Origin of the sequence: Marinobacter persicus (assembly GCF_900114155.1) — a bacterium.
Taxonomy (GTDB): domain Bacteria; phylum Pseudomonadota; class Gammaproteobacteria; order Pseudomonadales; family Oleiphilaceae; genus Marinobacter; species Marinobacter persicus.
Genome location: NZ_FOSC01000011.1, coordinates 140,994 through 166,380, shown reverse-complemented (window position 1 = coordinate 166,380; position 25,387 = coordinate 140,994). Strand labels below are relative to the sequence as shown.

Sequence of the window (25,387 nt, the reverse complement as noted above, 5' to 3'; positions counted from 1 at the left end):
GTGGTTCGCCCATGCGAGAGTAGGTCATCGTCAGGCTCTTATCCCTAACCCCAGCATCCTCCGGTGCTGGGGTTTTTTATTGCCCGGAAAAAATGCCGTTTTGTTTTTTCACGCCTTGTGTTGTTTAATCCCCCTTTGTTTGTTTGGACGCCAGTTACATGAAAGCTCCCGCTTTATTAAAGCTGCTCGAAGACCAGCAGGTCCATTCCGGTGAATATCTTGCCCGTGCGCTCGGCATTTCACGTACTGCGGTGTGGAAGCAGATCCGTAAGGCCCAGGCCGACGGTGTGGCAATTCGCACCATTAAAGGGCGTGGGTATCAACTGCTGTCCACGGTGGATTATCTTGACCGGGATGCGGTTCTCCGGCAGCTGTCCGAGGAGGTACTCTCCAAAGTTGATCTTCACGTCCTTGAAGAGGTCGATTCAACCAACCGTGAGGTTGCCCGTCGTCTGGGGCTGGTCAGCCAACCCCTGCCGGTGGTGATGGCCGATTGTCAGACCCAGGGCCGTGGTCGCCTCGGCCGGACCTGGGCCAGTCCGAAGGGCGAGAACATCTATCTCAGTGTCGGGCTTGCGCTCTCCGGAGGTTTCGGTGCGCTTGAGGGGCTCAGCCTGGTTCTGGGTGTGGCAGTTGCCCGGGCACTGGAAGCGCTTGGCGCTAATCCCTTAGGCTTGAAGTGGCCAAATGATCTCTATGCTTTTAATCGAAAGCTAGGGGGTATCCTTGTCGAAATCCAGGGTGAACTTCAGGAGGGGTGCGTGCAGGTCATCGCCGGCATTGGTCTGAATGTTCACATGAGTGATGCCGAGGACGTGGACCAGCCCTGGGTCAGCCTGGCAAACGCGTGGCCCGAAATACGTTGGCGCCGGTCTGATATAGCTGCGGCCATGTTGAACGAAATAGAGCGGGCCGTCAGGATCTTCGAGCAAGACGGCTTCGGCAGCTTTAAAGACAGCTGGCAGGCCCGGGATATCTTTCTCGACATGCCGCTTAAAGCAAAGGACGGCGAACTCCAGGGTATTGGTGCTGGGATCGACGAAAAAGGTAATTACCGCCTCCAACAGGGTGATGCCACGATATCGGTGGGTGCGGGAGATATCAGTTTGAGGATAACGCCTTGATCCTTTTGGTAGATGCAGGTAATACCAGAGCCAAATGGCGCCTGACAGGCTCGGACGGTGCTTCCGTCAAAGAAGGTTTTGATCTGGCTTCAATGCCTTCAACGCTGGCGCAGCTGGGTGTAGACGACGCCCCGCAGCGGGTCGCGGTTTCCTCGGTGGGGTCCGATCAGGCCACCAATGAGCTTGATAGGCTGCTGCAGGCCTACACCTCCGCTCCTGTTTATTTTCACTGGCCCCGGGCAACTGCCGGCGGCTTGCGCAATTCCTACGCCGATGTCACCCGAATGGGAGCGGATCGTTGGCACGCAATGGTCGCGGCCTGGCGTGAATTTGCCGGGGGCGTTGCTGTGGTGGACGCGGGCAGTGCGGTTACGGTTGATTATATTGACTCCGGCGGGCAACACCTGGGTGGCTTCATTTTGCCGGGGTTGGCCATGATGCTTCGGAGCCTCTCGGGTAATACCGCCCGGGTTATATTCGAACCCAAAGAGCATGTTGATACGCGTCCTGGCACCAATACTTCCGATGCCGTTAATCACGGCTGTGACTGGCTTATCTCTGCTTTGTCCAGTCGAATCCGGCAGGACTGTACTGGTTATGGCATAGACAGCGTTGTCGTCACCGGAGGTGATGCCTGGCGTTGGAATCGGCTGGGTTTGAACGCCGTGCACAGGCCGGGTCTGGTGCTCGACGGTTTGTTCTGGGCTGACAGGGAAATGCATAAATCATGAAGTGGTTGGCCATGCTCCTGGTGATTGCCAATGCCGTGTTGTGGTATCTCTCCGGTCCGGCGCCGGCTCCAGACCCTTCGTTACCCCAAGGGCAACTGCCAAGAGTGGCCAGCCTCAAACCTTCGGTTGCCATTGCTGGCTCCCGGGCCTGTTTGCAGGTGGGCTGGTTCAAAAGCAGGGAGCTTGCCGTTAGTGAAGGGGAGCAAAGGGGGCTGCCCTACAGGGTTGAATCCATCGAGCGGGCCGTCGAGCCTCTGAACTGGGTGCTGATCCCGTCGCAGCCCGAAAAACAGGCACTGGCGCAGCTTGCAGCGCTGCGGGAACGCGGAGAGGAGGCGTGGATGGTGACAGAAGGCCCGAACCGGAATGCCATATCTCTGGGGTTGTTTGAGTCCGAGCAGGCGGCAAGCACCGTCGTCGAGCAAAAAAAACGGGAAAATCTCAATGTAGTACTGGCCAAGTTCCCCCGAAATCGTATAGGATACGCGCTCGTTTTTGAGGTTGAGCCGACGGCGAAAAGCCCCGGGCTTCAAGCGGTTGAAGCGGAATTTGGCAAAAAGTTCGAATTTGTCGAGCGAGTTGCCTGCAAGGGTGTTGCAAGCCCTGACAAAAATCCGTAGTATACCGGCCTCGCTGATGAGGCGAATTGAGCTGGCGTAGCTCAGTTGGTAGAGCAACTGACTTGTAATCAGTAGGTCGGGGGTTCAACTCCCTCCGCCAGCTCCACAAAAGGTTTTAGCAAGCCCGCCAAGGCGGGTAAGCGCGGGAGGGGTTCCCGAGTGGCCAAAGGGATCAGACTGTAAATCTGACGCGAAAGCTTCGCAGGTTCGAATCCTGCCCCCTCCACCATTATTGCTTGCGGGCATCGTATAGTGGCTATTACCTCAGCCTTCCAAGCTGATGACGCGGGTTCGATTCCCGCTGCCCGCTCCAATTTGGTTTTATGCTCATGTAGCTCAGTTGGTAGAGCACACCCTTGGTAAGGGTGAGGTCGGCGGTTCAAATCCGCCCATGAGCTCCACTATTGTCCGGTCAACGTTACGATCCTGATTGCCTGGGGGGATTGGTCGAATGTCTAAAGAAAAATTTGAGCGTAGTAAACCGCACTTGAACGTGGGCACCATCGGTCACGTTGACCATGGTAAAACCACTCTGACCGCTGCTCTGACCCGTGTTTGTCACGAAGTTTGGGGCACAGGTTCCGCCAGTGCATTCGACCAGATCGATAACGCACCGGAAGAGAAAGCGCGTGGTATTACCATTGCGACTTCCCACGTAGAGTACGATTCTCCGACTCGCCACTACGCGCACGTTGACTGCCCGGGCCACGCTGACTATGTGAAGAACATGATCACCGGTGCCGCCCAGATGGACGGTGCGATCCTGGTTTGTTCCGCAGCTGACGGCCCCATGCCGCAGACTCGTGAGCACATCCTGCTGTCCCGTCAGGTTGGCGTACCGTACATCGTTGTGTTCCTGAACAAAGCGGACATGGTCGATGACGAAGAGCTGCTTGAGCTGGTTGAGATGGAAGTTCGTGACCTGCTGAGCCAGTACGAGTTCCCGGGCGACGACACTCCGATCGTGACCGGTTCCGCGCTGATGGCGCTGGAAGGCAAGGACGACAACGAAATGGGTACTACTGCCGTCAAGAAGCTGGTAGAAGCTCTGGACGAGTACATCCCGGAGCCGGAGCGTGCGATTGACCAGCCGTTCCTGATGCCGATCGAGGACGTATTCTCCATCTCTGGTCGTGGTACCGTTGTAACCGGCCGTGTTGAGCGCGGTATCGTCAAGACTGGCGACGAAGTTGAAATCGTTGGTATCAAAGACACCGTCAAGACCGTTGTTACCGGTGTTGAGATGTTCCGCAAGCTGCTCGACGAAGGTCGTGCGGGTGAGAACATCGGCGCGCTGCTGCGCGGCACCAAGCGTGACGACGTTGAGCGTGGTCAGGTACTGGCTGTGCCGGGTTCCATCACTCCGCACACCAAGTTCGAGTGCGAAGTGTACGTGCTGGCCAAAGACGAAGGCGGTCGTCACACTCCGTTCTTCAAAGGCTACCGTCCGCAGTTCTACTTCCGTACCACTGACGTGACCGGTTCCTGTGAACTGCCGGAAGGCGTGGAAATGGTAATGCCGGGTGACAACGTGAAGATGTCTGTTACCCTGATCGCCCCGATCGCCATGGAAGATGGCCTGCGCTTCGCGATTCGCGAAGGCGGCCGTACCGTTGGTGCCGGCGTGGTCTCCAAGATCATCGAGTAATTACTCGCTTGATCAGGAAAAAGGGGCTGAGCGTTCAGCCCCTTTTTCTGTATCAGTCGCAAAGTCACCCGACCGGGTCTTCAGCATCGCTGTTGACACGGTTGGGTATTATGCATACAATGCGGCTCCTTTTTTTGAAGGTCGGCTAATACAGTAGCTGCTACGAGTGGAGTTTGGTGCATCATGCAAAGCCAAAAAATTCGAATTCGGTTGAAGGCGTTTGATTATCGCCTGATCGACCAGTCCACGCAGGAGATCGTCGATACCGCCAAGCGGACCGGCGCTCAGGTGCGTGGCCCGATTCCTCTGCCGACGCGGAAGGAAAAGTACACCATTCTGATCTCCCCGCACGTTAATAAAGACGCGCGTGATCAGTATGAAATTCGTACGCATAAGCGTTTGCTCGACATCGTTGAGCCGACGGAAAAGACAGTAGATGCTTTGATGAAGCTAGACCTGGCAGCAGGTGTAGACGTTCAGATTAGCCTCGGCTAATACCGCCCGGTATTAGTCTGTGTAACTGTCACAGGCCATAGAGGGTGCGAGCCCCGTACACTTAAGAGGTGAAACATGGCAATTGGTGTTGTCGGTCGTAAGGCCGGTATGACCCGTATTTTTACGGACGAAGGGCAGGCGCTGCCTGTCACGGTAATCGAGGTTGAACCCAACCGCATTACCCAGTTGAAGACTCTCGAAAACGACGGCTACCGCGCAGTGCAGGTAACCGTAGGTTCTCGTCGCTCCTCCCGCGTAACCAAGGCAGAAGCCGGACACTATGCGAAAGCTGGTGTAGAGGCTGGTCGTGGTATCTGGGAATTCCGTTTGGCAGAAGGCGAAGGCGAAGAGCTGGCTGCTGGTGGCGAGCTGAACGTTTCCGTGTTTGAAGACGGTCAGGTGGTTGATGCCATTGGTCAGTCCAAGGGTAAGGGCTTCCAGGGCGGCGTTAAGCGCTGGAACTTCTCCATGCAGGACGCTACTCACGGTAACTCCCTGTCTCACCGTGCACCGGGTTCCATTGGTCAGAACCAGACTCCGGGTAAGGTATTCAAGGGCAAGAAAATGGCCGGTCAAATGGGTAACGCACAGGTCACCGTGCAGAACCTGAAGATTGTCCGTGTCGATGCCGAGCGCAACCTGCTGCTGGTGAGTGGTGCCGTACCTGGCGCAACTGGCGGCGATGTTGTCATCAAGCCTGCAGTTAAAGCCTGAGGAGCGGTGCGATGGAATTGACAATTACTGGTAGCGGCAAGGGAATCTCTGTTTCCGACGCTGCGTTTGCCAAAGATTTTAACGAAGCTCTGGTGCACCAGGTGGTGACTGCCTACATGGCAGCGGGCCGTCAGGGTACCAAAGCACAGAAGACTCGTTCCGAAGTTTCCGGCGGTGGCAAGAAGCCATGGCGTCAGAAGGGTACCGGTCGTGCCCGTGCGGGTACCATCCGCTCTCCGATCTGGCGTGCCGGTGGTGTTACCTTTGCCGCCAAGCCCCGTGACTTCGAGCAGAAAGTTAACCGCAAAATGTACCGTGCAGCCATGCGGTCCATTTTCTCCGAGCTGGTACGCCAGGAGCGTCTGGTTGTTGTCGACGACATCAACGTAGACAGCCCGAAGACCAAGGCTTTCACTGCCAAGCTGAACGACCTGGGCGTGTCCAATGCCCTGATTCTGTCTGAAAGTGTTGAGCAGAACCTGCATCTGGCCTCCCGCAACATCCCGCACGTTGATGTGCGTGATATTGCCGGTCTGGATCCGGTAAGCCTGGTTGCCTTCGAGAAAGTCGTGGTAACGGTTCCCGCTCTGAAGAAGATCGAGGAGATGCTGGGATGAATCAGGAACGTATTTATCAGGTCCTGCTTGGACCGCTCGTATCTGAGAAAGCGTCTCTGGCAGCAGAGCGTGGCCAGGTTGCGTTTCGTGTTGCAGCCGATGCTACCAAGCCGGAGATCAAAAAAGCCGTTGAGCAGCTGTTCAACGTCACCGTAGAAGGTGTTCAGGTTCTGAACCGCAAGGGTAAGCAAAAGCGCACTATCCGCGGATTCGGCAAGCGTAATGACGTTCGTAAGGCTTATGTAAAGCTGGCAGAAGGTCAGGACATCGATTTTCTGGATGTGGAATAAGGTAAAGGGGTCGTAATATGCCGATCGTCAAAACCAAACCAACATCTGCCGGACGCCGTCACGTTGTAAAGCTTTACAACCCGGATCTGCACACTGGGCGCCCCTACGAGCCGTTGGTAGAAAGAAAGAACAAGACGGGTGGTCGTAACAATGTAGGCCGTATCACAACCCGTCATACCGGTGGTGGTCACAAGAAACACTACCGTGTAATTGATTTTAAGCGGACCAAAGATGGTATTCCTGCGGTAATCGAGCGCATGGAATACGATCCGAACCGCTCTGCGCACATCGCACTGCTGAAGTATGCCGATGGCGAGCGTCGTTACATTATCGCTCCCAAGGGTATGCAGATCGGTGACCCGGTGCGCTCCGGTATCGACGCGCCGATCAAGGTGGGTTCCACTTTGCCGCTCCGGAACATTCCGGTCGGTTCCGTGATCCACTGCGTCGAACTCAAGCCTGGCAAAGGTGCCCAGCTGGCTCGCTCCGCGGGCGCATCCGTACAGCTGGTTGCTCGGGAAGGTTCTTATGCAACCATCCGCCTGCGCTCAGGTGAAATGCGAAAGGTGCTTGTTGATTGTCGCGCAACGTTGGGCGAAGTCTCCAACAGCGAACACAGTCTCAAGCAGCTTGGTAAAGCGGGTGCATCACGTTGGCGCGGCAAACGGCCAACAGTACGTGGTGTTGCTATGAACCCAGTTGACCACCCACATGGTGGTGGTGAAGGGCGTACCTCTGGCGGGCGTCACCCGGTTACTCCGTGGGGTGTTCCGACCAAAGGGCATAAAACTCGTAAGAACAAGCGTACTGACAAGATGATAGTACGTCGTCGTTCGGCCAAGTAAACGACTACATAGAGGTAATTTGCTGTGCCACGTTCTTTGAAGAAAGGTCCTTTTATAGACCTGCATCTGTTGAAGAAGGTCGAGGCAGCTCTGGAAAAAAGCGACAAGCGGCCCATTAAAACCTGGTCCCGCCGGTCGACAGTCTTTCCGGAGATGGTAGGCCTGACCATTGCAGTCCACAACGGCAAGCAGCACGTGCCGGTTTATGTCACCGAAGATATGGTTGGACATAAGCTGGGTGAGTTCGCGGCAACGCGTACTTATCGTGGTCATGCAGCCGACAAGAAAGCTAAACGCTGATCTCGAGGTAATAGAAATGGAAGTAGCAGCCAAGTACAAGGGCGCTCGCCTCTCAGCTCAAAAAGCACGTCTTGTCGCTGACCAGGTACGCGGCAAGGCTGTTGAGGACGCCCTGAACATTCTGACATTCAGCCCTAAGAAGGCATCGGTAATCATCAAGAAAGCTCTTGAGTCTGCCATTGCCAACGCTGAGCACAACGAAGGTCTGGACGTAGATGATCTGCGGGTTTCCACCGTCATGGTGGATGAGGGCCCAACGCTCAAGCGAATCAAAGCTCGAGCCAAGGGGCGCGCTGACCGTATTTTCAAGCGCACCTGTCATATCACCGTCAAGGTCGCCGACAAGTAGGAGATGCTCAGATGGGTCATAAAGTAAATCCAACCGGCATTCGCCTGGGTGTGATCAAAGAGCACAACTCAGTGTGGTATGCCGACAAGAAGGACTACGCGAACAAGCTTCTGAATGACATCGAAGTTCGCGCATTCCTCGACAAGCGTCTGGAAAAGGCGTCTGTCAGCAAGATCGTGATCGAGCGCCCGGCTCAGAACGCCCGGATCACGATCCATACCGCCCGCCCGGGTATTGTTATCGGGAAGAAGGGTGAAGATGTTGATCGCCTGCGTCGCGAAGTAAGCGCGATGATGGGTGTGCCTGTGCACATCAACATCGAAGAAGTCCGCAAGCCGGATCTGGACGCCAAACTGGTTGCGCAAAACGTAGCCGGTCAGCTCGAGCGCCGTGTGATGTTCCGTCGTGCCATGAAGCGCGCGGTTCAGAACGCCATGCGTCAGGGCGCCAAGGGTATCAAGATCCAGGTAGGCGGTCGTCTCGGGGGCGCTGAAATTGCCCGGTCCGAGTGGTATCGCGAAGGTCGTGTTCCGCTGCACACACTGCGTGCAGACATTGATTACGCAACCTACGAAGCGCAGACCACCTACGGCATTATCGGCGTGAAGGTATGGATCTTCAAAGGTGAGATTCTTGGTGGTATGGAGCAGGTCCGTGCTGACAAGAAAGCCTCTGGGAAGAAAGGTTCTAAGTAAAGGGGCACTCTTATGCTGCAACCAAAACGCACCAAATTCCGCAAGGTAATGAAAGGCCGTAACACCGGTCTTGCTCACCGTGCCAACAAGGTGAGCTTCGGTGAATACGGATTGAAGGCGACCACCCGTGGGCGTATAACTGCGCGCCAGATTGAGGCGGCTCGTCGTACAATGAACCGTCGGATCAAGCGGGGCGGCAAGATCTGGATCCGGGTATTCCCGGACAAGCCGATCAGCAGTAAACCGCTCGAAGTTCGGATGGGTAAAGGTAAAGGTTCTGTCGAGTATTGGGTGGCTGAAATTCAGCCGGGCCGCATGTTGTACGAGATGGAAGGCGTCGCTGAAGATATCGCACGCGAAGCGTTCACTCTCGCTGCTGCCAAGCTGCCGGTACAGACCACCTTTGTTAAGAGGACGGTGATGTGATGAAAGCAACAGAGCTGCGTGAAAAGTCAGTCGAGGAGCTGAACCAAGAGCTGATCGACCTCCTGAAGGAGCAGTTCAACCTGCGCATGCGCAAGGCGACAGGTCAGCTGAATCAGTCTCACCTTCTCGGCAAGGTGAAGCGCGACATCGCTCGCGTGAAAACAGTATTGAACGAAAAGGCAGGACAGTAACATGACCGAAGCTACCCAAACTGCCAGAACTCTGAGCGGCAAGGTCGTGAGCAACAAGATGGACAAGTCCATCGTGGTCCTGGTCGAGCGTCAGGTGAAACACCCGCTGTACGGCAAGTACATGAAGCGCTCTTCCAAGATTCATGCGCACGATGAAAGCAACCAGTGCAATATCGGCGACACCGTTACCATCCAGGAAACCCGTCCGGTCTCCAAGACCAAAAGCTGGGCCCTGGTGGAAGTCACCGAAACTGCATCCAAGGTGTAATTCGCCCGGAGAACAACCATGATTCAGACTCAAACAATGCTTGAAGTCGCGGATAACAGTGGTGCACGGCAGGTTCAGTGCATCAAGGTCCTGGGCGGGTCTCACCGGCGCTATGCAGGCGTTGGCGACATCATCAAAGTGACCGTTAAGGAAGCGATTCCCCGCGGCAAAGTTAAGAAAGGCCAGGTCCTGAAGGCCGTTGTCGTGCGTACCCGTAAGGGCGTACGTCGCCCGGACGGCTCGCTGATCCGTTTCGACGGCAACGCAGCTGTACTTCTGAACCCTCAGGACGCACCGATTGGTACCCGTATCTTCGGACCGGTTACCCGTGAACTGCGTAATGAGAAGTTCATGAAAATTATCTCACTGGCACCCGAAGTACTTTAAAGGACCAGAGGCCGGTTATGAAAAAGATCAAACGCGATGACGAAGTAATCGTCACCACCGGGAAAGACAAGGGCAAACGTGGTAAAGTTCTGAAAGTTCAGGACGACGGCCGTGTGGTTGTTTCTGGCATCAATATGATGAAGAAGCACACGAAGCCGAACCCGATGCTCGGTACCCCGGGTGGTATCGTCGAAAAAGAAGCACCTATCCAGGTTTCCAACGTGGCCATTTTTAATCCGCAGACCGGCAAGGCCGATCGTGTCGGCTTCCAGGTAAAGGAAGACGGCGCCAAGGTGCGGATTTTCAAGTCCACGTCTGAAGCCGTCGATAACCAGTAAGTGGTGGTGGTTACGATGCTTAACAGTAAAGAGCAGTACACTAAGGAAGTGATACCTGCCCTGCAGAAAGAGTTCTCTTACAAGAACGTGATGCAGGTGCCGCGTATCGAAAAAATCACCCTGAACATGGGTGTTGGTGAAGCTGTTGGTGATAAAAAGCTGATTGAAAATGCAGTAGCCGATCTGGAGCGCCTGGCGGGCCAGAAGCCGGTAATCACCAAGGCTCGCAAATCTGTCGCGGGTTTCAAGATCCGTGAAGGTTGGCCAATCGGTTGTAAAGTGACCCTGCGCGGCGAGCGCATGTGGGATTTCTTCGATCGCCTGGTTCACATTGCGGTTCCCCGCATTCGTGACTTCCGTGGTCTGAACCCGAAATCCTTCGACGGTCGCGGGAACTACAGCATGGGTGTGCGTGAGCAGATCATCTTCCCGGAAATTGACTACGACAAGGTAGACAAGGTTCGCGGTCTGGATGTGACCATCACTACCACTGCTGATTCCGACGACGAAGGTCGTGAACTCTTGAAAGCCTTTGGCTTTCCGTTCAAGAAATAAGGAACGAGTGACATGGCGAAGGTTTCAATGAAACAGCGCGAGCTCAAGCGCGAGAAAACGGTGGCCAAATATGCCGCCAAGCGTGCCGAGCTCAAAGCTATCATCAAGAACCCGAATACCAGCGATGAAGAGCGTTGGGACGCGCAGATGAAGCTGCAGCAGCTTCCTCGCAACGCGAGCCCCTCCCGCCTTCGGAATCGTTGCCAGGTAACTGGTCGCCCGCACGGTGTTCTGCGCAAGTTCGAGCTGTCACGGATTAAACTCCGTGAATACGGCATGCGCGGTGACGTGCCTGGCCTGACCAAGTCAAGCTGGTAAGATAGGTCGCCTGGCTTCGGCCGGGTGCCTGTTGGTAAGCGGTGCGGCACGCCGCTGCACAACTAAAAAGATCAGGAGCCTCATACGAATGAGTATGCAAGACACGCTTGCGGATATGTTTACCCGTATCCGTAATGCACAGATGGCATCGAAAGCAGACGTTACGATGCCAGCGTCCAAGATGAAGGCCTCTGTAGCCCAAGTCCTGAAGGACGAAGGTTATGTTGAGGATTTTTCCGTTTCAGCCGACGCGAAACCGGAACTGACCATCACTCTGAAATACTTCGGCGGCAAGCCGGTTATTGAAGAGATCCAGCGGGCCAGTCGCCCGAGCCTGCGCCAGTACCGTGGTGCCGGTGAGCTGCCGAAGGTAGCTGGTGGTCTTGGGGTCGCGATTGTCTCAACGTCCAAGGGCGTTATGACAGACCGCGCTGCACGTGCTGCAGGCGTGGGTGGCGAAGTCATCTGCACCGTATTCTAGGAGATACACATGTCCAGGGTTGCCAATAATCCTGTCGTGCTGCCTTCCGGTGTTGAGGTTAAGCTGAACGGACAGGAAATCGATGTGAAGGGTTCCAAGGGAGCGCTTCAATTCACCATCCATCAAGCAGTTGAAGTAACGCAGGAAGAGAACGTTCTGCGCTTTGCTGCCCGTGATGGCGCCAAAAAGTCCCGCGCTCTTGCAGGTACTACCCGCGCGCTGGTTAACAACATGGTCACCGGCGTGTCCACTGGCTGGGAGCGTAAACTCCAGCTGACGGGCGTAGGTTATCGTGCGCAGGCGCAAGGTAAGAAGCTCAATCTGACACTGGGTTTTTCCCACCCGGTTGAGTATGAGCTGCCCGAGGGTGTTACCGCTGAAACTCCTTCTAACACAGAAGTAGTCGTTCGCGGTATCGACAAGCAACAGGTTGGCCAGGTCGCTGCTGAGATTCGCGCGTTCCGTCCGCCGGAGCCTTACAAAGGCAAGGGCGTTCGTTATGCGGATGAGCAGGTCAGACGCAAAGAAGCCAAGAAGAAATAAGGCGGGACTATGAGCGCAAATAACGAAAGACTGCGTCGCGCACGCAAAGTGCGCATGAAGATCCGTGAGCTGGGTACCGACCGTCTGTGCGTTCATCGCACGCCGCGTCACATGTACGCCCAGGTTACGACAGCAGATGGCAGCAAAGTGCTGGCTTCTGCCTCCACGTTGGATAAGGACTTGCGCCAGGGTGCAACCGGTAACGTGGATGCTGCCAAAAAGGTTGGTCAGCTGATCGCTGAACGTGCCAAGGCAGCAGGCATCGAGAAGGTCGCTTTCGACCGCTCCGGTTACCGTTATCACGGCCGTGTCCAGGCTCTGGCCGACGCAGCCCGTGAAGCTGGCTTGCAATTCTAAGAGGTGGAGAAGATGAGCGTTAACGAACAGAAGGCGCCTGAGCTCCAGGAAAAGCTGGTTCAGGTCAATCGTGTCGCCAAGGTTGTTAAAGGTGGCCGAATTTTCGCCTTCACCGCACTGACAGTAGTGGGTGATGGTAAGGGTCGTGTTGGTTTCGGTCGTGGCAAGGCCCGGGAAGTTCCGGTCGCCATCCAGAAGGCCATGGAAGCTGCGCGCAAGAACATGGTAGACGTTGCTCTCGACGGCACCACGCTTCAGTACCCGGTTAAAGCCCAGCATGGCGGCTCCAAGGTCTACATGCAGCCGGCTTCCGAAGGTACCGGTATCATCGCCGGCGGCGCCATGCGTGCCGTTCTGGAAGTGGCCGGTGTCGAGAACGTACTGTCCAAGTGTTACGGGTCTACCAACCCGGTGAACGTGGTACGTTCCACTATCAAGGGTCTGCAGGCCATGAAAGCGCCTGAAGATGTTGCAGCCAAGCGCGGTAAATCCGTCGAAGATATTCTGGGTTGAAGTCATGGCGAACAATACGATCAAAGTAACTCTGACCCGCAGCCCGATCGGCTGTCAGCCCAAGCACAAGCTGTGTGTGAAGGGTTTGGGTCTTCGTAAAATCGGTCATACCGTTGAGCTGGAAGATACTCCTTCCGTTCGCGGCATGATCAACCGGGTGAATTACCTGGTTCGGGTTGAGGAGAACTGAGATGCGTCTGAACGAACTTGCTCCGGAACCCGGTTCACGTCCGTCCGCCAAGCGCGTCGGTCGTGGTATCGGTAGCGGCCTGGGTAAAACCGGTGGCCGTGGTCACAAGGGTCTGAAGTCCCGCTCCGGCGGTACGGTAGCTCGCGGCTTCGAGGGCGGCCAAATGCCCATCGCTCGTCGTCTGCCGAAATACGGCTTCACTTCCCGTCAGCAGCGTTTTGTAGCGGAAATCCGCCTGAACGAACTGGCGAAAGTGGAAGGCGACGTGGTGGACCTCGATGCGCTGAAGCGCGCTGACGTTGTTCGCGATGAGATCCGCGAAGCCAAGGTTATCCTGTCCGGTGAAATCGACCGCGCGGTAACCGTTCAGGGCCTTCGTGTCACCAAGGGCGCACGCGAGGCAATCACTGCCGCGGGTGGCAAAGTCGAAGACTAAGGCGAGTCGAGGACTAAATGGCCAAGACAGCATCAATGCCTGCGGGCGCCGGAAAGGGATTTGCAGAGCTGCGTTCGCGGCTCTGGTTTGTCTTCCTGGCATTGCTGGTGTACCGGATCGGTGCCCACATCCCGGTTCCAGGCATCAACCCGGACCGTTTGGCGGCACTGTTTGAGCAGAATCAGGGCACAATCCTGAGCATGTTCAACATGTTTTCCGGTGGTGCGCTTGAGCGCATGAGTATCTTCGCACTCGGTATCATGCCGTACATTTCGGCTTCCATTATCATGCAGCTCATGACGGCGGTCAGTCCGCATCTTGAGCAGCTGAAAAAGGAAGGCGAGGCTGGTCGTCGCAAGATCAGTCAGTACACCCGGTATGGTACGGTTATCCTGGCCCTGGTTCAGGGCTTCGGTATTTCCATGGGGCTGGCCTCACAGGGCGTCACCTTTAACGATAGCTTCAGCTTCCATTTCGTGGCTGTAGTGTCTTTCGTTTCAGGTGCCGTCTTCATGATGTGGCTGGGTGAGCAGATCACCGAGAGGGGTATTGGTAACGGTATCTCTCTCCTGATCTTCGCAGGCATTGTTGCCGGCTTGCCCGGCGCTATTGGCCAGACCCTGGAGCAGGCTCGCAGTGGTGAGATGAGTCTGCTGGTTGTGCTCGGTATCGGTATCCTGGCGATTGCAGTTATTGGCTTCGTTGTGTTCATGGAGCGCGGTCAGCGCCGCTTGACCATTAACTACGCCAAGCGCCAGCAAGGCCGCCGGGTGTTTGCCCAGCAGTCCAGCCATTTGCCGTTGAAGGTCAACATGGCGGGTGTTATTCCGCCGATCTTCGCGTCCTCCATCCTGCTGTTCCCGGCTTCGCTGGGCCAGTGGTTTGGTCAGGGCGAAGGTATGGAATGGCTGAGCAGCCTGTCCCAGGCACTGGCGCCGAGCCAGCCGTTGTACATCATCCTGTTTGCAGCAGCAGTGATCTTCTTCTGCTACTTCTACACAGCGCTGATGTATAATCCCAAGGAAGTTGCGGATAACCTCAAGCGCTCCGGTGCGTTCATTCCCGGTATTCGCCCGGGCGAACAGACCGCCAAGTACATCGATGGTGTGCTGACCCGTCTGACGTTGTTCGGGGCTATGTATATCGCAGCAGTATCCCTGTTCCCGCAGTTCCTGATGGTGGCAGGCGATGTGCCCTTTTATCTGGGCGGCACCTCACTGCTGATTGTTGTAGTCGTGGTGATGGATTTCATGGCGCAGGTTCAATCCCACCTGATGTCGCATCAGTATGAATCGCTGATGAAGAAATCCAATCTCAAGGGCTAAGAACGGGGCGGCCAAGGCCGCTCCCTGAGTAACTGGAGTCGACAATGAAAGTACGCGCTTCGGTAAAGAAAATTTGCCGTAACTGCAAAGTAATTCGTCGCAATGGCTCGGTTCGAGTCATCTGCACGGAACCCCGTCACAAGCAGCGCCAGGGCTGATTCATCGAATCAACCTGACACTGCCAAAAGTGGTTCGTTTTAATAGCGCTTGACTCGGAAGCGGGTCAGGCGCTATTATTTCGCGCCCTTTTTGTGGCGGAAAATTCACACAGCAAAGCTTTGAACGCGGAGTAATTTGGATGGCACGTATAGCCGGTGTCAATATACCCGACAACAAACATGCTGTTATCTCGCTGACCTACATCTTTGGTGTTGGCAAGACAACAGCCCAGAAGCTTTGCGATGCAACCGGCGTCAAGCCGGACGTCAAGGTCAAGGACCTGAGCGACGAGCAACTTGAATCACTTCGTACCGAAGTGGGCAAGTTCATTGTCGAAGGCGATCTGCGTCGTGAAGTACAGATGAACATCAAGCGTTTGAAGGATCTCGGATGCCACCGTGGTCTGCGTCATCGTCATGGCCTTCCGGTCCGTGGCCAGCGCACCAAGACCAACGCCCGCACCCGGAAAGGTCCTCGCAAACCGATTCGCAAGTAACAGGTAGGCAAACATGGCAAAGCCAGGTACACGTACCCGTAAAAAGGTGAAAAAGACGGTTGTTGATGGCGTCGCACACGTACATGCGTCCTTCAACAACACTATCGTGACCATTTCGGACCGTCAGGGCAACGTCCTGTCCTGGGCCACTTCTGGTGGTTCCGGCTTCCGCGGCTCACGTAAGAGTACACCTTTTGCTGCGCAGGTAGCAGCTGAAAGAGCCGGTAATGCGGCTGCTGAATACGGCCTTAAAAACCTGGACGTAGAGGTTAAGGGTCCTGGGCCCGGACGTGAATCTGCGGTTCGTGCGCTGAACGCGTGCGGCTACAAGATCACCAACATCACAGATGTGACGCCGATTCCCCACAACGGCTGTCGTCCGCCCAAGAAGCGCCGCGTCTAACACAGGAGACAGTGAAATATGGCTCGTTATATAGGCCCGAAGTGCAAGCTGTCTCGTCGTGAAGGGACAGATCTTTTTCTGAAGAGCGGCGTACGCGCGCTCGATTCCAAGTGCAAAATCGAGACTCCGCCGGGTATGCACGGCGCGCGTCGCGGTCGTCTGTCCGAGTACGGCGTACAGCTTCGTGAAAAACAGAAAGTCCGTCGTATCTACGGCGTGCTCGAGAAGCAGTTCCGCAACTACTACAAAGAAGCGGCCCGTCTGAAGGGTGCAACCGGTGAAAACCTGCTGCAGCTTCTGGAAGGTCGTCTGGATAACGTTGTATATCGCATGGGCTTTGGTTCTACCCGTGCGGAAGCTCGTCAGCTCGTCTCTCACAAGGCGATCCTGGTTAATGATAAGTCGGTGAACATCGCCTCTTATCAGGTTAAGCCGGGTGACGTTGTGAGCGTGCGTGAAAAGGCCAAGAACCAGCTGCGCGTTAAAGGCGCTCTGGATCTCGCTGCTAGCCGCGCACCGGTAAGCTGGGTAGAGGTTGACGCCAACAAGATGTCCGGCGTTTACAAGTCAGTTCCTGAGCGTACTGAACTGCCTGCCGACATCAACGAGAACCTCATCGTCGAGCTTTACTCCAAGTAAAGCCCAGTTAGCAACGATAGCAGATAGGGGCGTCTATGCAGCGTTCAGTACATGAGTTATTGACACCTCGTACCATTGACGTGAAAGAATCCAGCGCCAATCGCGCCAAGGTCGTTCTGGAGCCGCTCGAGCGCGGCTTCGGTCACACCCTGGGCAGCGCCCTGCGCCGGATTCTCTTGTCCTCGATGCCAGGCTGCGCCATTACTGAAGCGCAGATTGACGGTGTCCTGCACGAGTACAGCGCCATTGAGGGTGTCCAGGAGGACGTCATCGAGATTCTTCTGAATCTCAAGGGCGTCGCCGTGAAAATGAACGGTCGGGACGATGCCGAGCTCACGCTCAGCAAGAAAGGCCCGGGCGTTGTGACCGCCGGCGATATCAAGCTGGACCACGATGTCGAAATCGCCAATCCGGACCATGTAATCTGTCACCTCAGTGAGAACGGTGACGTGAACATGCGCCTGCGGGTAGAGCGCGGTCGCGGCTATGAGCCGGCAGACCAGCGCGGTCTGGATGAAGACGAGACTCGTGCCATCGGACGCTTGCAGCTTGATGCCACGTTCAGCCCGGTACGCCGCGTAGCCTACGCGGTGGAAAGTGCCCGGGTTGAGCAACGTACAGACCTGGACAAGCTGGTTATTGATCTGGAAAGCAATGGCACCATTGACCCGGAAGAAGCGATTCGCCGGGCGGCAACCATTCTCCAGCAGCAGCTGGCTGTGTTCGTGGACCTGGATCATGAAAAAGAGCCCGAGCGTGTAGAGGAAGAGGAAGAAGTCGATCCGATCCTGCTGCGTCCGGTTGATGATCTGGAACTGACTGTGCGTTCAGCTAACTGCTTGAAGGCTGAAAACATTTACTATATCGGCGATCTGATCCAGCGCACCGAGGTGGAGCTGCTGAAGACGCCTAATCTTGGCAAGAAGTCGCTTACCGAGATCAAGGACGTTCTGGCGTCCCGTGGTCTGTCTCTGGGTATGCGTCTTGATAACTGGCCGCCGGCAAGCCTTCGTGGTGATGACCGGGTTCTGGGCGGTTAATCGCCGATTAGTTTAAGGTAAGGAATCAGAGCAATGCGTCATCGTAAGAGTGGTCGTAAGTTCAGCAGGACCAGTGCGCATCGCAAGGCCATGTTCCGTAACATGACTGCGTCACTGGTTGAACACGAGCTGATCAAGACAACGCTGCCGAAAGCCAAAGAGCTTCGTCGTGTAGCCGAGCCTTTGATCACGCTCTCCAAGAATGATTCGGTAGCAAATCGTCGTCTGGCGTTCTCACGCCTGCGCAACGATGCTGCGGTAGCCAAGCTTTTTGATGAGCTGGGCCCCCGTTACAGCGACCGTCCGGGTGGATACCTGCGTATCCTCAAGTGCGGCTTCCGTGCCGGTGACAATGCCCCGATGGCATTTGTCGAGCTGGTCGGCCGTCCGGTGGATATCGAAGCTGAAGAGCTGGACGACGACGAAGAGTAAAATCTTCCGAAGCGTTCATGAAAAAGCCGGGCCCCGAAAGGTGCCCGGCTTTTTTTGTGTTTTAGCCACGGAGACCATATATGGATTCCGCGGCTAAAAATCATTTCAGTATAGATTTCAAGTAATGCCCGGTGTGTGATGCACTAATTTGAGCCACCCCTTCCGGCGTCCCCTCGGCAATAATCTCACCACCACCAGAGCCGCCCTCCGGCCCCAGGTCGATAATCCAGTCAGCCGTTTTGATGACATCCAGGTTGTGTTCGATGACCACGACGGTGTTGCCGTGGTCCCGCAGCCGTTGCAGTACATTAAGCAGTTGCTGGATATCGTAGAAATGCAGGCCGGTAGTGGGCTCGTCCAGAATATAGAGCGTTTTACCGGTGTCCCGTTTGGAAAGCTCCTTCGCCAGTTTCACCCGCTGGGCTTCACCGCCGGAGAGCGTGACGGCGCTCTGGCCCAGGCGGATATAGGAAAGACCGACATCCATCAGGGTTTGCAGCTTGCGGGCCAGGAAGGGCACGGCATCGAAGAACTCCCGGCCTTCTTCGACGGTCATCTCCAGCACTTCATGGATATTCTTCCCTTTGTAGCGGACTTCCAGGGTTTCCCGGTTGTAGCGTTTGCCCTTGCAGACGTCACAGGGCACGTAGATGTCTGGCAGGAAATGCATTTCGACTTTGATAACGCCGTCACCCTGGCAAGCCTCGCAGCGTCCGCCTTTCACGTTGAATGAGAAGCGCCCGGGCTTGTAACCCCGGGAACGGGCTTCCTGCGTGCCTGCAAACAGCTCGCGAATGGGTGTGAACAGGCCCGTGTAGGTGGCCGGATTTGAGCGCGGCGTACGGCCGATCGGGCTCTGGTCAATGTCGATAACCTTGTCCAGGTGGTCCAGCCCCTTGAGAGAAGTGTAAGGGGCGTGGCTGAGGCTGGTGGCCTTGTTCAGTTTCGCCGCCGCTACGGGGTACAGAGTGCTGTTGATCAGTGTGGATTTGCCAGAGCCGGACACACCGGTTATGCAGGTCATGATACCCAGGGGGAGTGTCAGGGTGACGTCCTGCAGGTTGTTGCCGGTGGCGCCGGTTAGTACCAGCTGCTTGCCAGTGCCTTTGTTCCGGGTGGCGGGGATTGCGATCTCCTTGGCGCCGCTCAGGTACTGACCTGTCAGGGAATCGTTATTGGCGATGATCTCCGCCGGTGTGCCGCGAGCGACAATCTCGCCACCGTGGATTCCGGCGCCGGGGCCGATATCGATGACGTAATCTGCCGCACGTATGGCGTCTTCGTCGTGCTCCACCACGATCACGGTGTTGCCCAGATCCCGCAGGTCGGTGAGGGTAGCCAGCAGGCGGTCGTTGTCGCGCTGGTGCAGGCCGATGGATGGCTCGTCCAGGATGTACATGACGCCCACCAGGCCGGCGCCGATCTGGCTGGCCAGGCGAATTCGCTGTGCTTCACCGCCGGAAAGCGTATCGGCACTGCGTTCCAGAGTGAGATATTGCAGGCCAACGTTGACCAGAAACTGCAGACGCTGACGAACCTCTTTCAGGATCTTTTCGGCGATCTCACCCTTGCGGCCGGGCAGAGTCAGCCCGCTGAAATAGTCGTGGGCGTCGCCAACCGGCATGTGGGCAACATCCGGGAGGTTCTTGTCTTCAATAAAAACATGGCGTGCCGCAGTGCGCAGACGTGAGCCGCCGCAGGATTTGCAGGGCTGGGTGCTCAGGTTGCGGGCCAGCTCTTCACGCATGCTCTGGGATTCGGTTTCCCGGTAACGGCGCTCCAGATTGGGCAGGATTCCTTCGAACGGATGCTCCTTTTCCATGATGTGGCCGCGGGAATTTACGTACCGGAAGGGAATGTCTTCATCCCCGGACCCATGTAGCAGTACGTTCTGGAAGTCTGCAGGCAGGTCTTCCCAGGGCGTTTCCAGGTCCTGCCCGTAGTGTTCGGCCACGCTGCTGAGCAGCTGGAAGTAATAAACAGCACGGCGATCCCAGCCTTTGATAGCGCCGGAGGCCAGGGTGGCCTCCGGATTCTGGATGATCTTTTCCGGATCGAAGAACTGGCGGACGCCCAGACCATCGCAAGTGGGGCATGCGCCGGCCGGGTTGTTGAAGGAAAACAGCCTGGGCTCGAGTTCGCTCAGGGAATAGCCACACTGGGTACAGGCGTAACGGGCGGAAAAGGTCTGCTCTTCGCCGTCGCCGCTCATGGGAGCGACCAGGGCAATGCCGTCGGTCATTTCCAGGGCGGTTTCGAAACTCTCGGCCAGACGTTGTTCCAGCCCTTCTTTTACCTTGAAGCGATCTACCACTACATCAATCTGGTGTTTTTTCTTCTTGTCCAGCGCCGGGATATCGTCAATGTCGTAGACCGTGCCGTCCACCCGCAAACGGATAAAACCCTGGCTGCGCATGGTGTCGATGACCTGCAGGTGTTCGCCTTTGCGGTCACGGATGACCGGTGCCAGTATCATCAGCTTGCTGCCCTCGGGCATGGCCAGCACCTGGTCCACCATCTGGCTGACGGTTTGCGCTTCCAGTGGCTGATCATGATCCGGACAGCGGGGTTCGCCGGCCCGGGCAAACAACAGGCGCAGATAATCGTAGATTTCGGTAATGGTGCCCACGGTCGAGCGTGGGTTATGGGAGGTTGATTTCTGCTCGATGGAAATCGCTGGTGACAGGCCTTCAATATGATCCACGTCCGGCTTTTCCATCATCGACAGAAACTGCCGGGCGTAGGTGGAAAGGGATTCCACGTAACGCCGCTGCCCCTCCGCGTACAGAGTATCGAACGCGAGTGACGATTTGCCGGAGCCGGACAGGCCGGTAATCACAATCAGCTTGTCCCTCGGCATATCCAGGTCGAAGTTTTTCAGGTTGTGGGTGCGGGCACCCTTGATCTGGATATGATCCATAACACCTCGTTTCTGGGTAAAAGGTCGATTATATCGTGTTCGGCCCGGACAGTCCCGAACGCCCGGGGCTTCTGGTACAATGCGCCGCCTGCAGCCTGCGGCTGTTTCACTTGAATCTTGCGGCACGGGAAAAAATGAACGCGCTCGAAAAACGCTCGGTAGTGGCTCTGGCTTCGGTATACGCCATGCGTATGCTGGGCCTGTTCATGGTGATGCCGGTTTTTGTCTTGCTGGGCAATGACCTGCAGCATGCCACGCCTCTGTTGATCGGTCTGGCCATTGGTGCTTACGGCTTCAGCCAGGCGCTGTTGCAGGTGCCTTTCGGGCTGCTTTCGGACCGGGTCGGCCGCAAGCGGATGATCTATATCGGCCTGGTGTTGTTTGCCGCCGGTAGTCTGCTGGCCGCCGCAACCGACTCTATATACGTAGTGATCGCCGGGCGGATTCTTCAAGGGGCCGGTGCCATCGCCAGTGTGTTGATGGCCCTGCTCAGTGACCTGACCCGGGAAGAACACCGCACCAAGGCCATGGCTACCGTGGGCATTTCCATCGGGCTGTCGTTTTCCGTGTCACTGGTGCTCGGCCCCATGCTGGGCGCGATTTGGGGCCTTTCGGGTATTTTCTATCTCACCGCCGCGCTGTCGGTGGTGGCGCTGGTGATTGTTGCCAGGTTGGTGCCCACGCCCCACGCTCACAAGACCAGTGCGGACACCCATCCGGCCCGGGAAATGCTGGGGCAGGTCCTGAAAGATGGCCGCTTGCTGCGCCTGGATTTCGGGATTTTTGCCCTGCATTTTGTGCTGACCGCACTGTTTCTGGTGTTTCCAACCATGTTGCAGAACAGCCTGGGGCTGGCGGCCGGCTCCCACTGGTGGTTCTATCTGACCGTGATGGTGACGTCGTTCTTCGCCATGGTGCCGTTTATCATCATTGGCGAGAAAAAACGCAAGATGAAACCGGTTCTGTGCGGCGCCATTGGCCTGCTGGCGCTGGCCACCATGATGCTGACCGCTGTGCAGGCCAGCCTGTGGGCGGCCTGGGGTGTGCTGTTCCTGTTCTTCATGGCGTTTAACCTGCTGGAAGCCAGTCTGCCGTCCCTGATCAGCAAGGAGGCGCCGGCGGCCAGCAAGGGCACGGCCATGGGGGTGTACTCCACCTCCCAATTCTCCGGGGCATTTCTGGGCGGGGCGCTAGGCGGGTGGCTGTTGCAGTCGGCCGGAACTGAAGGGGTGCTCTGGCTGATGGCGGCAAGTCTTCTGGCCTGGCTGCTGGTGGCCCTGACCATGCCCACTCCGAATTACACCACCAGCCTGACCGTGGCGTTAAAGCCAGCTGCGGAGCAGGATTTTGATGACATCGATCAGCGTTTCCGGAATCTGGCGGGCGTGCAGGACGTTGTCGTGGTGGAAGATGGCGCCGTCGCCTATCTGAAAATTGATCGAAAACATTTTAATGAAAGTCAGCTTGCGCACCTGGAATTTGTGCGGCAAGGCGATAGCACTTAAACTCGGAATGCTTGCATGGATGACAAGTATTCAGACAAAAATTTCAGGAGCAAACCATGGCACGAGGCGTAAACAAGGTTATTCTCATCGGCAATCTGGGGCAGGACCCGGAGACCCGCTACACCCCCAATGGCAACGCAGTGGTGAACCTGAACCTGGCCACCGATGAAAGCTACAAGGATCGTCAGACCGGGCAGATGGTGCCGAAAACCGAATGGCATCGCATTGTCATGTTCGGCAAGATTGCCGAAGTGGCCGGCCAGTATCTGCGCAAAGGCTCGAAGGTCTACATCGAGGGCAAGCTGCAAACCCGAAAATGGCAGGGGCAGGACGGCCAGGACCGCTATACCACCGAAGTGGTGGTGGACATCAACGGCCAGATGCAGATGCTTGACAGCCGTGGCGGCAGTGAAGGTGGCATGAACCAGGCTCCGCCCCAGGGCCGCCCGCAAAACCAGAACTACAACCAGCCCCCGCAGCAACCCGCTCAACAGCAACCGCAGGGTGGTGGCTACGGTGGCCAGCAGAATCAGCAGCCCTCCGGTGGCATGCCGGAGCCGGTGGACGATTTTGATGATGATATTCCGTTCTAAGACGGTTTTGCTCATCTCAAGAAGCCCGTGCCTTGCGCGGGCTTTTTTGTAACAGCAGTGCAAAATGCTGTGAAATTCCTCACAAACCGTGGAGTTGAGTTGAGTTTTTAAACTATCATGTAAGCGCATGTAAAAATTGGCGGAATTTCAAACACTGTAAACCGGTTTTTTGTTCCCAAAGCCTTTGTAACAAGACCAAGGAAGTCATGGCCCTGTTTTCTGGTACCAGACCGCTACAACGTTTATTCCGGCGCGGCCCCTCCGTCTCCCGCCTGTGCCTGGAAGTGCGCCCTGACGGCATTGCCTGGGCGGTGTCCCCCGGTCGGCCCAGCCAGCAAACCGGTTTTGCCGAATGCCTGCCCGCCAAGCGCCAGCAGACCCTGGAAGAGCTGGTGTCCGAGTACGGCTGGGAGGGGGCGCCGACAATCCTGGTTTTGCCCATCGACCAGTACCAGGTCTTTCAGGTGGAACGACCGGAGGGCGTGGAGGATTCCGAGCTGGCGGATGCCCTGAAGTGGAAGCTCAAAGATTTCCTGGATTTCAGCCCCACCGAAGCCGTTTCCGACAGTTTCCCCTTTCCCGAAGACGCCACCCGGGGCCGGGGGGCGCTGGTGAACCTGGTGGCCGCGCGCAAGTCCCTGGTACTGGAACTGGTCAGTCTCGTTCACGATGCCGGTCTGGCATTGCAGAAAATCGATATCGCGGAACTGGCTCTGCGCAACTTCGCGGCCGCGCTGGATGCCGCCAACGTTGGTGTTGCCGTTGTCCACTTGCGCAACACATATGGGCAAATGGTCGTGTGCCGGGGTGACACCCTGTATCTGTCCCGCCGCCTGGAGCTGTCCTACGACGACATGCAGGATGCCTCCCGCCAGGAAGAGGCCGTACAGTCCCTGGCCCTGGAGATGCAACGCTCCATGGACTATTTCGAGAGCCAACTGGGGCAGGCGCCGCCCTCGGTTATCCGCCTGGTCACCAAGGATTCGGTGCTGCCACTGACGTCCATGCTGGGCTCCTACCTGGCCGCGGGCATTGAAGCGCCGGACTGGTCTGGATTCGGATTGCACAACGAACTGGATTCCCGTTGCCTGCCGGCCTGGAGTGCCGGGCTCGAGCCCGCGGCCGGGAGATCTCCGTCATGAAGCAGCAGGTCAACCTCTACACCGCCGAACTGCGCCCCCGGAAACAGAGGCTGAAGGCTTCAACCCTCCTGATCCTGCTGGCGCTCGTGGTGCTGGCCACCGCAGTCTTCCGTGGTCTGGGCTACTGGCAGAATCAGAAGCTGGAGCAGCAGGTAGCCCAGGTTGAACGCCAGAATAGCCAGCTGCGTGACGCCAACGAAGCCATGGCCCGGCAGATTGACGCCCGCAAGCCCGATCCGGAGCTGGAAAAGGCGTTGCAACGGGTGACTGACACACTTTCTCGCCGGCAGCGGTTGCTGCAACAGGTGGAAAATCTGGCAACCAACAACCACTCCGGTTTTTCCAGCCGTATGGCGGCCCTGGCCCGGCAGGTGCCCGGCGAACTCTGGCTGACCGGCCTGACCCTGCAATCCTCACCCGAGCGCCTGCGCCTGACCGGCCGCACCCGCAGTCCGGAAAGGGTACCGCTGTATCTGGAGCAACTGGGCAGCGAGCCGATTTTTGCCGGCCAGACCTTCCAGGATTTCGAGCTGAACCGGCCGGACGACGAGGACGAAGAGCGCGGCGATTGGGTTCAATTCCGGGTGGCAACAGAACCGGGCGCGGAGGAAAGTGATGAATAAACTCCGGCAGTGGTACGATGGTGGCGCCGCCTGGTTTGACGACCGACCGGTGCGCGAACGGGGCCTGATTGCCCTGACGGCCTGTGTGCTGGTGTTCGTCATCGCCTGGGAGTTGCTGGTGGCGCCGGCGCTGGCGGAAAGACAACAACTGGATGAACGCCTCCAGACCCTGGGCAGCACCCGCGACAGCCTGCTGGCGGAGCAGCAAACCCTCGACAGCCAGCTGGAAAATGACCCTTCTGCCGAATTGCGGGATAGGTTGCAGGTGCGTCGCGACCGGCTGGACAGGCTGAACCGGCAAATCAGTGAAACCGCCGAACAACTGATTGCACCCAAAGACATGGTCGGTCTGCTAAGACGCATACTGGCCGAGCAGCAGGAACTGGCCCTGCAATCCCTGGTATTGCGCACACCAACCCCTGTATTCGATGAGCCGGCAACCCAGGGCTCCGAACAGGCAGAGAACAGCCAGCCCGAACCACTGCTGTACGCCCACGATGTGGAACTGACCATCGCCGGCGGGTATCTGGACGTGATGGCCTATCTGGAAAAGCTGGAAGCCCTGGATGAACGCCTGGGCTGGCTGCAACTCGAATACGATGCCGGCTCATGGCCCGAGGGCGAAGCCCGCGTAAGGGTAAGAACCCTGAGTCTGGAAGCCGCCTGGCTGGGAGTGTGA

Annotated in this window: 38 protein-coding genes and 4 tRNA genes; 41 read left to right on the top strand and 1 reads right to left on the bottom strand. The window is 56.8% G+C overall.

Going from position 1 to position 25,387, the window contains the following annotated elements:
• Positions 1-158: 158 nt before the first annotated feature.
• From BMZ63_RS13155 to rplQ, 36 genes are all read left to right on the top strand, one after another.
• On the top strand, positions 159-1,124 hold the full coding sequence (locus BMZ63_RS13155; RefSeq protein ID WP_091706162.1) for a biotin--[acetyl-CoA-carboxylase] ligase: 966 nt from the start codon (positions 159-161) through the stop codon (positions 1,122-1,124).
• Positions 1,121-1,855, top strand: a complete 735-nt coding sequence (locus BMZ63_RS13150) for a type III pantothenate kinase (RefSeq protein ID WP_091706160.1) — start codon at positions 1,121-1,123, stop codon at positions 1,853-1,855. The genes BMZ63_RS13155 and BMZ63_RS13150 overlap by 4 nt, the downstream gene beginning before the upstream one ends.
• A complete protein-coding gene (locus BMZ63_RS13145; protein ID WP_091706159.1) occupies positions 1,852-2,475 on the top strand; it encodes a hypothetical protein in 624 nt (207 codons plus the stop codon). The genes BMZ63_RS13150 and BMZ63_RS13145 overlap by 4 nt, the downstream gene beginning before the upstream one ends.
• Before the next feature lie 30 nt (positions 2,476-2,505).
• Positions 2,506-2,581: transfer RNA gene (locus BMZ63_RS13140), tRNA-Thr, on the top strand.
• A 39-nt stretch (positions 2,582-2,620) separates the two neighbouring features.
• Positions 2,621-2,704 (top strand) — tRNA-Tyr (locus BMZ63_RS13135).
• A gap of 9 nt (positions 2,705-2,713) precedes the next feature.
• Positions 2,714-2,788, top strand: a tRNA-Gly gene (locus BMZ63_RS13130).
• 12 nt (positions 2,789-2,800) lie between these two features.
• A tRNA-Thr gene (locus BMZ63_RS13125) sits at positions 2,801-2,876 on the top strand.
• A gap of 50 nt (positions 2,877-2,926) precedes the next feature.
• Positions 2,927-4,123 (top strand): elongation factor Tu, encoded by a 1,197-nt coding sequence (gene tuf / locus BMZ63_RS13120; protein WP_091706157.1) that lies wholly within the window; start codon positions 2,927-2,929, stop codon positions 4,121-4,123.
• Positions 4,124-4,306: 183 nt separating this feature from the next.
• Positions 4,307-4,618 (top strand): 30S ribosomal protein S10, encoded by a 312-nt coding sequence (rpsJ, locus tag BMZ63_RS13115; protein WP_077529290.1) that lies wholly within the window; start codon positions 4,307-4,309, stop codon positions 4,616-4,618.
• 75 nt (positions 4,619-4,693) lie between these two features.
• Complete coding sequence (rplC, locus tag BMZ63_RS13110) at positions 4,694-5,332, top strand: 50S ribosomal protein L3 (RefSeq protein ID WP_091706155.1); 639 nt, start codon at positions 4,694-4,696, stop codon at positions 5,330-5,332.
• Positions 5,333-5,343: 11 nt separating this feature from the next.
• Positions 5,344-5,949, top strand: a complete 606-nt coding sequence (gene rplD / locus BMZ63_RS13105) for a 50S ribosomal protein L4 (RefSeq protein ID WP_091706154.1) — start codon at positions 5,344-5,346, stop codon at positions 5,947-5,949.
• Positions 5,946-6,239: a 50S ribosomal protein L23 gene (gene rplW, locus BMZ63_RS13100; RefSeq protein WP_091706152.1), complete on the top strand. Its 294-nt coding sequence runs from the start codon at positions 5,946-5,948 to the stop codon at positions 6,237-6,239. The genes rplD and rplW overlap by 4 nt, the downstream gene beginning before the upstream one ends.
• Positions 6,240-6,256: 17 nt before the next feature.
• Positions 6,257-7,084: a 50S ribosomal protein L2 gene (rplB, locus tag BMZ63_RS13095; protein WP_091706150.1), complete on the top strand. Its 828-nt coding sequence runs from the start codon at positions 6,257-6,259 to the stop codon at positions 7,082-7,084.
• Positions 7,085-7,108: 24 nt separating this feature from the next.
• Positions 7,109-7,384, top strand: a complete 276-nt coding sequence (gene rpsS, locus BMZ63_RS13090) for a 30S ribosomal protein S19 (RefSeq protein ID WP_091706149.1) — start codon at positions 7,109-7,111, stop codon at positions 7,382-7,384.
• Positions 7,385-7,400: 16 nt separating this feature from the next.
• Complete coding sequence (gene rplV / locus BMZ63_RS13085; protein WP_091706147.1) at positions 7,401-7,733, top strand: 50S ribosomal protein L22; 333 nt, start codon at positions 7,401-7,403, stop codon at positions 7,731-7,733.
• A gap of 11 nt (positions 7,734-7,744) precedes the next feature.
• On the top strand, positions 7,745-8,428 hold the full coding sequence (gene rpsC / locus BMZ63_RS13080; protein ID WP_091706146.1) for a 30S ribosomal protein S3: 684 nt from the start codon (positions 7,745-7,747) through the stop codon (positions 8,426-8,428).
• A 12-nt stretch (positions 8,429-8,440) separates the two neighbouring features.
• Positions 8,441-8,854 (top strand): 50S ribosomal protein L16, encoded by a 414-nt coding sequence (gene rplP / locus BMZ63_RS13075; RefSeq protein WP_091706144.1) that lies wholly within the window; start codon positions 8,441-8,443, stop codon positions 8,852-8,854.
• Positions 8,854-9,045: a 50S ribosomal protein L29 gene (gene rpmC, locus BMZ63_RS13070; protein WP_091706143.1), complete on the top strand. Its 192-nt coding sequence runs from the start codon at positions 8,854-8,856 to the stop codon at positions 9,043-9,045. The genes rplP and rpmC overlap by 1 nt, the downstream gene beginning before the upstream one ends.
• Position 9,046: 1 nt before the next feature.
• Positions 9,047-9,313 carry a 30S ribosomal protein S17 gene (rpsQ, locus tag BMZ63_RS13065; RefSeq protein WP_091706141.1) on the top strand — a complete coding sequence of 89 codons (267 nt, stop codon included), beginning with the start codon at positions 9,047-9,049 and terminating at the stop codon, positions 9,311-9,313.
• A gap of 18 nt (positions 9,314-9,331) precedes the next feature.
• The gene (rplN, locus tag BMZ63_RS13060) at positions 9,332-9,700 is read left to right on the top strand and encodes a 50S ribosomal protein L14 (RefSeq protein WP_091706140.1); all 369 of its coding nucleotides are present in this window, start codon (positions 9,332-9,334) and stop codon (positions 9,698-9,700) included.
• 17 nt (positions 9,701-9,717) lie between these two features.
• The gene (gene rplX / locus BMZ63_RS13055) at positions 9,718-10,038 is read left to right on the top strand and encodes a 50S ribosomal protein L24 (protein WP_091706138.1); all 321 of its coding nucleotides are present in this window, start codon (positions 9,718-9,720) and stop codon (positions 10,036-10,038) included.
• 15 nt (positions 10,039-10,053) lie between these two features.
• On the top strand, positions 10,054-10,593 hold the full coding sequence (gene rplE, locus BMZ63_RS13050; protein ID WP_091706137.1) for a 50S ribosomal protein L5: 540 nt from the start codon (positions 10,054-10,056) through the stop codon (positions 10,591-10,593).
• A 12-nt stretch (positions 10,594-10,605) separates the two neighbouring features.
• Entirely contained in the window at positions 10,606-10,911 is a 306-nt protein-coding gene (rpsN, locus tag BMZ63_RS13045) for a 30S ribosomal protein S14 (protein ID WP_091706135.1), read from the top strand.
• A gap of 88 nt (positions 10,912-10,999) precedes the next feature.
• Positions 11,000-11,392, top strand: coding sequence for a 30S ribosomal protein S8 (gene rpsH, locus BMZ63_RS13040; protein WP_091706133.1), 393 nt, complete (start codon positions 11,000-11,002; stop codon positions 11,390-11,392).
• A gap of 9 nt (positions 11,393-11,401) precedes the next feature.
• Positions 11,402-11,935 carry a 50S ribosomal protein L6 gene (gene rplF, locus BMZ63_RS13035; protein ID WP_091706131.1) on the top strand — a complete coding sequence of 178 codons (534 nt, stop codon included), beginning with the start codon at positions 11,402-11,404 and terminating at the stop codon, positions 11,933-11,935.
• A gap of 9 nt (positions 11,936-11,944) precedes the next feature.
• Positions 11,945-12,292: a 50S ribosomal protein L18 gene (gene rplR / locus BMZ63_RS13030; protein WP_091706129.1), complete on the top strand. Its 348-nt coding sequence runs from the start codon at positions 11,945-11,947 to the stop codon at positions 12,290-12,292.
• 12 nt (positions 12,293-12,304) lie between these two features.
• Positions 12,305-12,805: a 30S ribosomal protein S5 gene (gene rpsE / locus BMZ63_RS13025; protein WP_091706128.1), complete on the top strand. Its 501-nt coding sequence runs from the start codon at positions 12,305-12,307 to the stop codon at positions 12,803-12,805.
• Between the two features lie 4 nt (positions 12,806-12,809).
• Positions 12,810-12,995 carry a 50S ribosomal protein L30 gene (rpmD, locus tag BMZ63_RS13020; RefSeq protein ID WP_091706126.1) on the top strand — a complete coding sequence of 62 codons (186 nt, stop codon included), beginning with the start codon at positions 12,810-12,812 and terminating at the stop codon, positions 12,993-12,995.
• Between the two features lies 1 nt (position 12,996).
• Positions 12,997-13,431 carry a 50S ribosomal protein L15 gene (rplO, locus tag BMZ63_RS13015; protein WP_091706125.1) on the top strand — a complete coding sequence of 145 codons (435 nt, stop codon included), beginning with the start codon at positions 12,997-12,999 and terminating at the stop codon, positions 13,429-13,431.
• Between the two features lie 17 nt (positions 13,432-13,448).
• Positions 13,449-14,756: a preprotein translocase subunit SecY gene (gene secY / locus BMZ63_RS13010; RefSeq protein ID WP_091706123.1), complete on the top strand. Its 1,308-nt coding sequence runs from the start codon at positions 13,449-13,451 to the stop codon at positions 14,754-14,756.
• A gap of 44 nt (positions 14,757-14,800) precedes the next feature.
• Positions 14,801-14,914 carry a 50S ribosomal protein L36 gene (gene rpmJ, locus BMZ63_RS13005; protein WP_004580765.1) on the top strand — a complete coding sequence of 38 codons (114 nt, stop codon included), beginning with the start codon at positions 14,801-14,803 and terminating at the stop codon, positions 14,912-14,914.
• A gap of 140 nt (positions 14,915-15,054) precedes the next feature.
• Entirely contained in the window at positions 15,055-15,411 is a 357-nt protein-coding gene (gene rpsM, locus BMZ63_RS13000) for a 30S ribosomal protein S13 (RefSeq protein WP_091706121.1), read from the top strand.
• A 13-nt stretch (positions 15,412-15,424) separates the two neighbouring features.
• On the top strand, positions 15,425-15,814 hold the full coding sequence (rpsK, locus tag BMZ63_RS12995; RefSeq protein ID WP_091706120.1) for a 30S ribosomal protein S11: 390 nt from the start codon (positions 15,425-15,427) through the stop codon (positions 15,812-15,814).
• Between the two features lie 18 nt (positions 15,815-15,832).
• Positions 15,833-16,453: a 30S ribosomal protein S4 gene (rpsD, locus tag BMZ63_RS12990; protein ID WP_091706118.1), complete on the top strand. Its 621-nt coding sequence runs from the start codon at positions 15,833-15,835 to the stop codon at positions 16,451-16,453.
• 35 nt (positions 16,454-16,488) lie between these two features.
• Positions 16,489-17,493: a DNA-directed RNA polymerase subunit alpha gene (locus BMZ63_RS12985; protein ID WP_091706116.1), complete on the top strand. Its 1,005-nt coding sequence runs from the start codon at positions 16,489-16,491 to the stop codon at positions 17,491-17,493.
• Between the two features lie 33 nt (positions 17,494-17,526).
• The gene (rplQ, locus tag BMZ63_RS12980) at positions 17,527-17,925 is read left to right on the top strand and encodes a 50S ribosomal protein L17 (protein WP_091706114.1); all 399 of its coding nucleotides are present in this window, start codon (positions 17,527-17,529) and stop codon (positions 17,923-17,925) included.
• A gap of 100 nt (positions 17,926-18,025) precedes the next feature.
• On the opposite strand, the gene uvrA is transcribed toward rplQ, so the two are convergent.
• A complete protein-coding gene (uvrA, locus tag BMZ63_RS12975) occupies positions 18,026-20,845 on the bottom strand; it encodes an excinuclease ABC subunit UvrA (RefSeq protein WP_091706112.1) in 2,820 nt (939 codons plus the stop codon).
• Between the two features lie 134 nt (positions 20,846-20,979).
• Here uvrA and BMZ63_RS12970 point away from each other — a divergent pair, with 134 nt between their 5' ends.
• The 5 genes from BMZ63_RS12970 (at position 20,980) to gspM (ending at position 25,387) form a co-directional block, all read left to right on the top strand.
• Positions 20,980-22,350, top strand: a complete 1,371-nt coding sequence (locus BMZ63_RS12970) for an MFS transporter (RefSeq protein WP_091706182.1) — start codon at positions 20,980-20,982, stop codon at positions 22,348-22,350.
• Between the two features lie 56 nt (positions 22,351-22,406).
• Positions 22,407-22,943 (top strand): single-stranded DNA-binding protein, encoded by a 537-nt coding sequence (gene ssb / locus BMZ63_RS12965; RefSeq protein WP_091706110.1) that lies wholly within the window; start codon positions 22,407-22,409, stop codon positions 22,941-22,943.
• 206 nt (positions 22,944-23,149) lie between these two features.
• Positions 23,150-24,085, top strand: a complete 936-nt coding sequence (locus BMZ63_RS12960) for a type IV pilus biogenesis protein PilM (protein ID WP_227663594.1) — start codon at positions 23,150-23,152, stop codon at positions 24,083-24,085.
• Entirely contained in the window at positions 24,082-24,708 is a 627-nt protein-coding gene (locus tag BMZ63_RS12955) for a PilN domain-containing protein (RefSeq protein WP_091706108.1), read from the top strand. The genes BMZ63_RS12960 and BMZ63_RS12955 overlap by 4 nt, the downstream gene beginning before the upstream one ends.
• Complete coding sequence (gspM, locus tag BMZ63_RS12950) at positions 24,701-25,387, top strand: type II secretion system protein GspM (protein ID WP_091706106.1); 687 nt, start codon at positions 24,701-24,703, stop codon at positions 25,385-25,387. Before BMZ63_RS12955 ends, gspM begins: the two co-directional genes overlap by 8 nt.

Bases quoted from the DNA above. Each gene is read 5' to 3' on its own strand.
- BMZ63_RS13155 (WP_091706162.1), top strand. From the start codon at position 159: ATGAAAGCTCCCGCTTTATTAAAGCTGCTCGAAGACCAGCAGGTCCAT.
- BMZ63_RS13145 (WP_091706159.1), top strand. From the start codon at position 1,852: ATGAAGTGGTTGGCCATGCTCCTGGTGATTGCCAATGCCGTGTTGTGG.
- tuf (WP_091706157.1), top strand. From the start codon at position 2,927: ATGTCTAAAGAAAAATTTGAGCGTAGTAAACCGCACTTGAACGTGGGC.
- rpsJ (WP_077529290.1), top strand. From the start codon at position 4,307: ATGCAAAGCCAAAAAATTCGAATTCGGTTGAAGGCGTTTGATTATCGC.
- rplC (WP_091706155.1), top strand. From the start codon at position 4,694: ATGGCAATTGGTGTTGTCGGTCGTAAGGCCGGTATGACCCGTATTTTT.
- rplD (WP_091706154.1), top strand. From the start codon at position 5,344: ATGGAATTGACAATTACTGGTAGCGGCAAGGGAATCTCTGTTTCCGAC.
- rplW (WP_091706152.1), top strand. From the start codon at position 5,946: ATGAATCAGGAACGTATTTATCAGGTCCTGCTTGGACCGCTCGTATCT.
- rplB (WP_091706150.1), top strand. From the start codon at position 6,257: ATGCCGATCGTCAAAACCAAACCAACATCTGCCGGACGCCGTCACGTT.
- rplV (WP_091706147.1), top strand. From the start codon at position 7,401: ATGGAAGTAGCAGCCAAGTACAAGGGCGCTCGCCTCTCAGCTCAAAAA.
- rpsC (WP_091706146.1), top strand. From the start codon at position 7,745: ATGGGTCATAAAGTAAATCCAACCGGCATTCGCCTGGGTGTGATCAAA.
- rplP (WP_091706144.1), top strand. From the start codon at position 8,441: ATGCTGCAACCAAAACGCACCAAATTCCGCAAGGTAATGAAAGGCCGT.
- rpmC (WP_091706143.1), top strand. From the start codon at position 8,854: ATGAAAGCAACAGAGCTGCGTGAAAAGTCAGTCGAGGAGCTGAACCAA.
- rpsQ (WP_091706141.1), top strand. From the start codon at position 9,047: ATGACCGAAGCTACCCAAACTGCCAGAACTCTGAGCGGCAAGGTCGTG.
- rplN (WP_091706140.1), top strand. From the start codon at position 9,332: ATGATTCAGACTCAAACAATGCTTGAAGTCGCGGATAACAGTGGTGCA.
- rplX (WP_091706138.1), top strand. From the start codon at position 9,718: ATGAAAAAGATCAAACGCGATGACGAAGTAATCGTCACCACCGGGAAA.
- rplE (WP_091706137.1), top strand. From the start codon at position 10,054: ATGCTTAACAGTAAAGAGCAGTACACTAAGGAAGTGATACCTGCCCTG.
- rpsN (WP_091706135.1), top strand. From the start codon at position 10,606: ATGGCGAAGGTTTCAATGAAACAGCGCGAGCTCAAGCGCGAGAAAACG.
- rpsH (WP_091706133.1), top strand. From the start codon at position 11,000: ATGAGTATGCAAGACACGCTTGCGGATATGTTTACCCGTATCCGTAAT.
- rplF (WP_091706131.1), top strand. From the start codon at position 11,402: ATGTCCAGGGTTGCCAATAATCCTGTCGTGCTGCCTTCCGGTGTTGAG.
- rplR (WP_091706129.1), top strand. From the start codon at position 11,945: ATGAGCGCAAATAACGAAAGACTGCGTCGCGCACGCAAAGTGCGCATG.
- rpsE (WP_091706128.1), top strand. From the start codon at position 12,305: ATGAGCGTTAACGAACAGAAGGCGCCTGAGCTCCAGGAAAAGCTGGTT.
- rpmD (WP_091706126.1), top strand. From the start codon at position 12,810: ATGGCGAACAATACGATCAAAGTAACTCTGACCCGCAGCCCGATCGGC.
- rplO (WP_091706125.1), top strand. From the start codon at position 12,997: ATGCGTCTGAACGAACTTGCTCCGGAACCCGGTTCACGTCCGTCCGCC.
- secY (WP_091706123.1), top strand. From the start codon at position 13,449: ATGGCCAAGACAGCATCAATGCCTGCGGGCGCCGGAAAGGGATTTGCA.
- rpmJ (WP_004580765.1), top strand. From the start codon at position 14,801: ATGAAAGTACGCGCTTCGGTAAAGAAAATTTGCCGTAACTGCAAAGTA.
- rpsM (WP_091706121.1), top strand. From the start codon at position 15,055: ATGGCACGTATAGCCGGTGTCAATATACCCGACAACAAACATGCTGTT.
- rpsK (WP_091706120.1), top strand. From the start codon at position 15,425: ATGGCAAAGCCAGGTACACGTACCCGTAAAAAGGTGAAAAAGACGGTT.
- rpsD (WP_091706118.1), top strand. From the start codon at position 15,833: ATGGCTCGTTATATAGGCCCGAAGTGCAAGCTGTCTCGTCGTGAAGGG.
- BMZ63_RS12985 (WP_091706116.1), top strand. From the start codon at position 16,489: ATGCAGCGTTCAGTACATGAGTTATTGACACCTCGTACCATTGACGTG.
- rplQ (WP_091706114.1), top strand. From the start codon at position 17,527: ATGCGTCATCGTAAGAGTGGTCGTAAGTTCAGCAGGACCAGTGCGCAT.
- uvrA (WP_091706112.1), bottom strand. From the start codon at position 20,845: ATGGATCATATCCAGATCAAGGGTGCCCGCACCCACAACCTGAAAAAC.
- BMZ63_RS12970 (WP_091706182.1), top strand. From the start codon at position 20,980: ATGAACGCGCTCGAAAAACGCTCGGTAGTGGCTCTGGCTTCGGTATAC.
- ssb (WP_091706110.1), top strand. From the start codon at position 22,407: ATGGCACGAGGCGTAAACAAGGTTATTCTCATCGGCAATCTGGGGCAG.
- BMZ63_RS12960 (WP_227663594.1), top strand. From the start codon at position 23,150: ATGGCCCTGTTTTCTGGTACCAGACCGCTACAACGTTTATTCCGGCGC.
- BMZ63_RS12955 (WP_091706108.1), top strand. From the start codon at position 24,082: ATGAAGCAGCAGGTCAACCTCTACACCGCCGAACTGCGCCCCCGGAAA.
- gspM (WP_091706106.1), top strand. From the start codon at position 24,701: ATGAATAAACTCCGGCAGTGGTACGATGGTGGCGCCGCCTGGTTTGAC.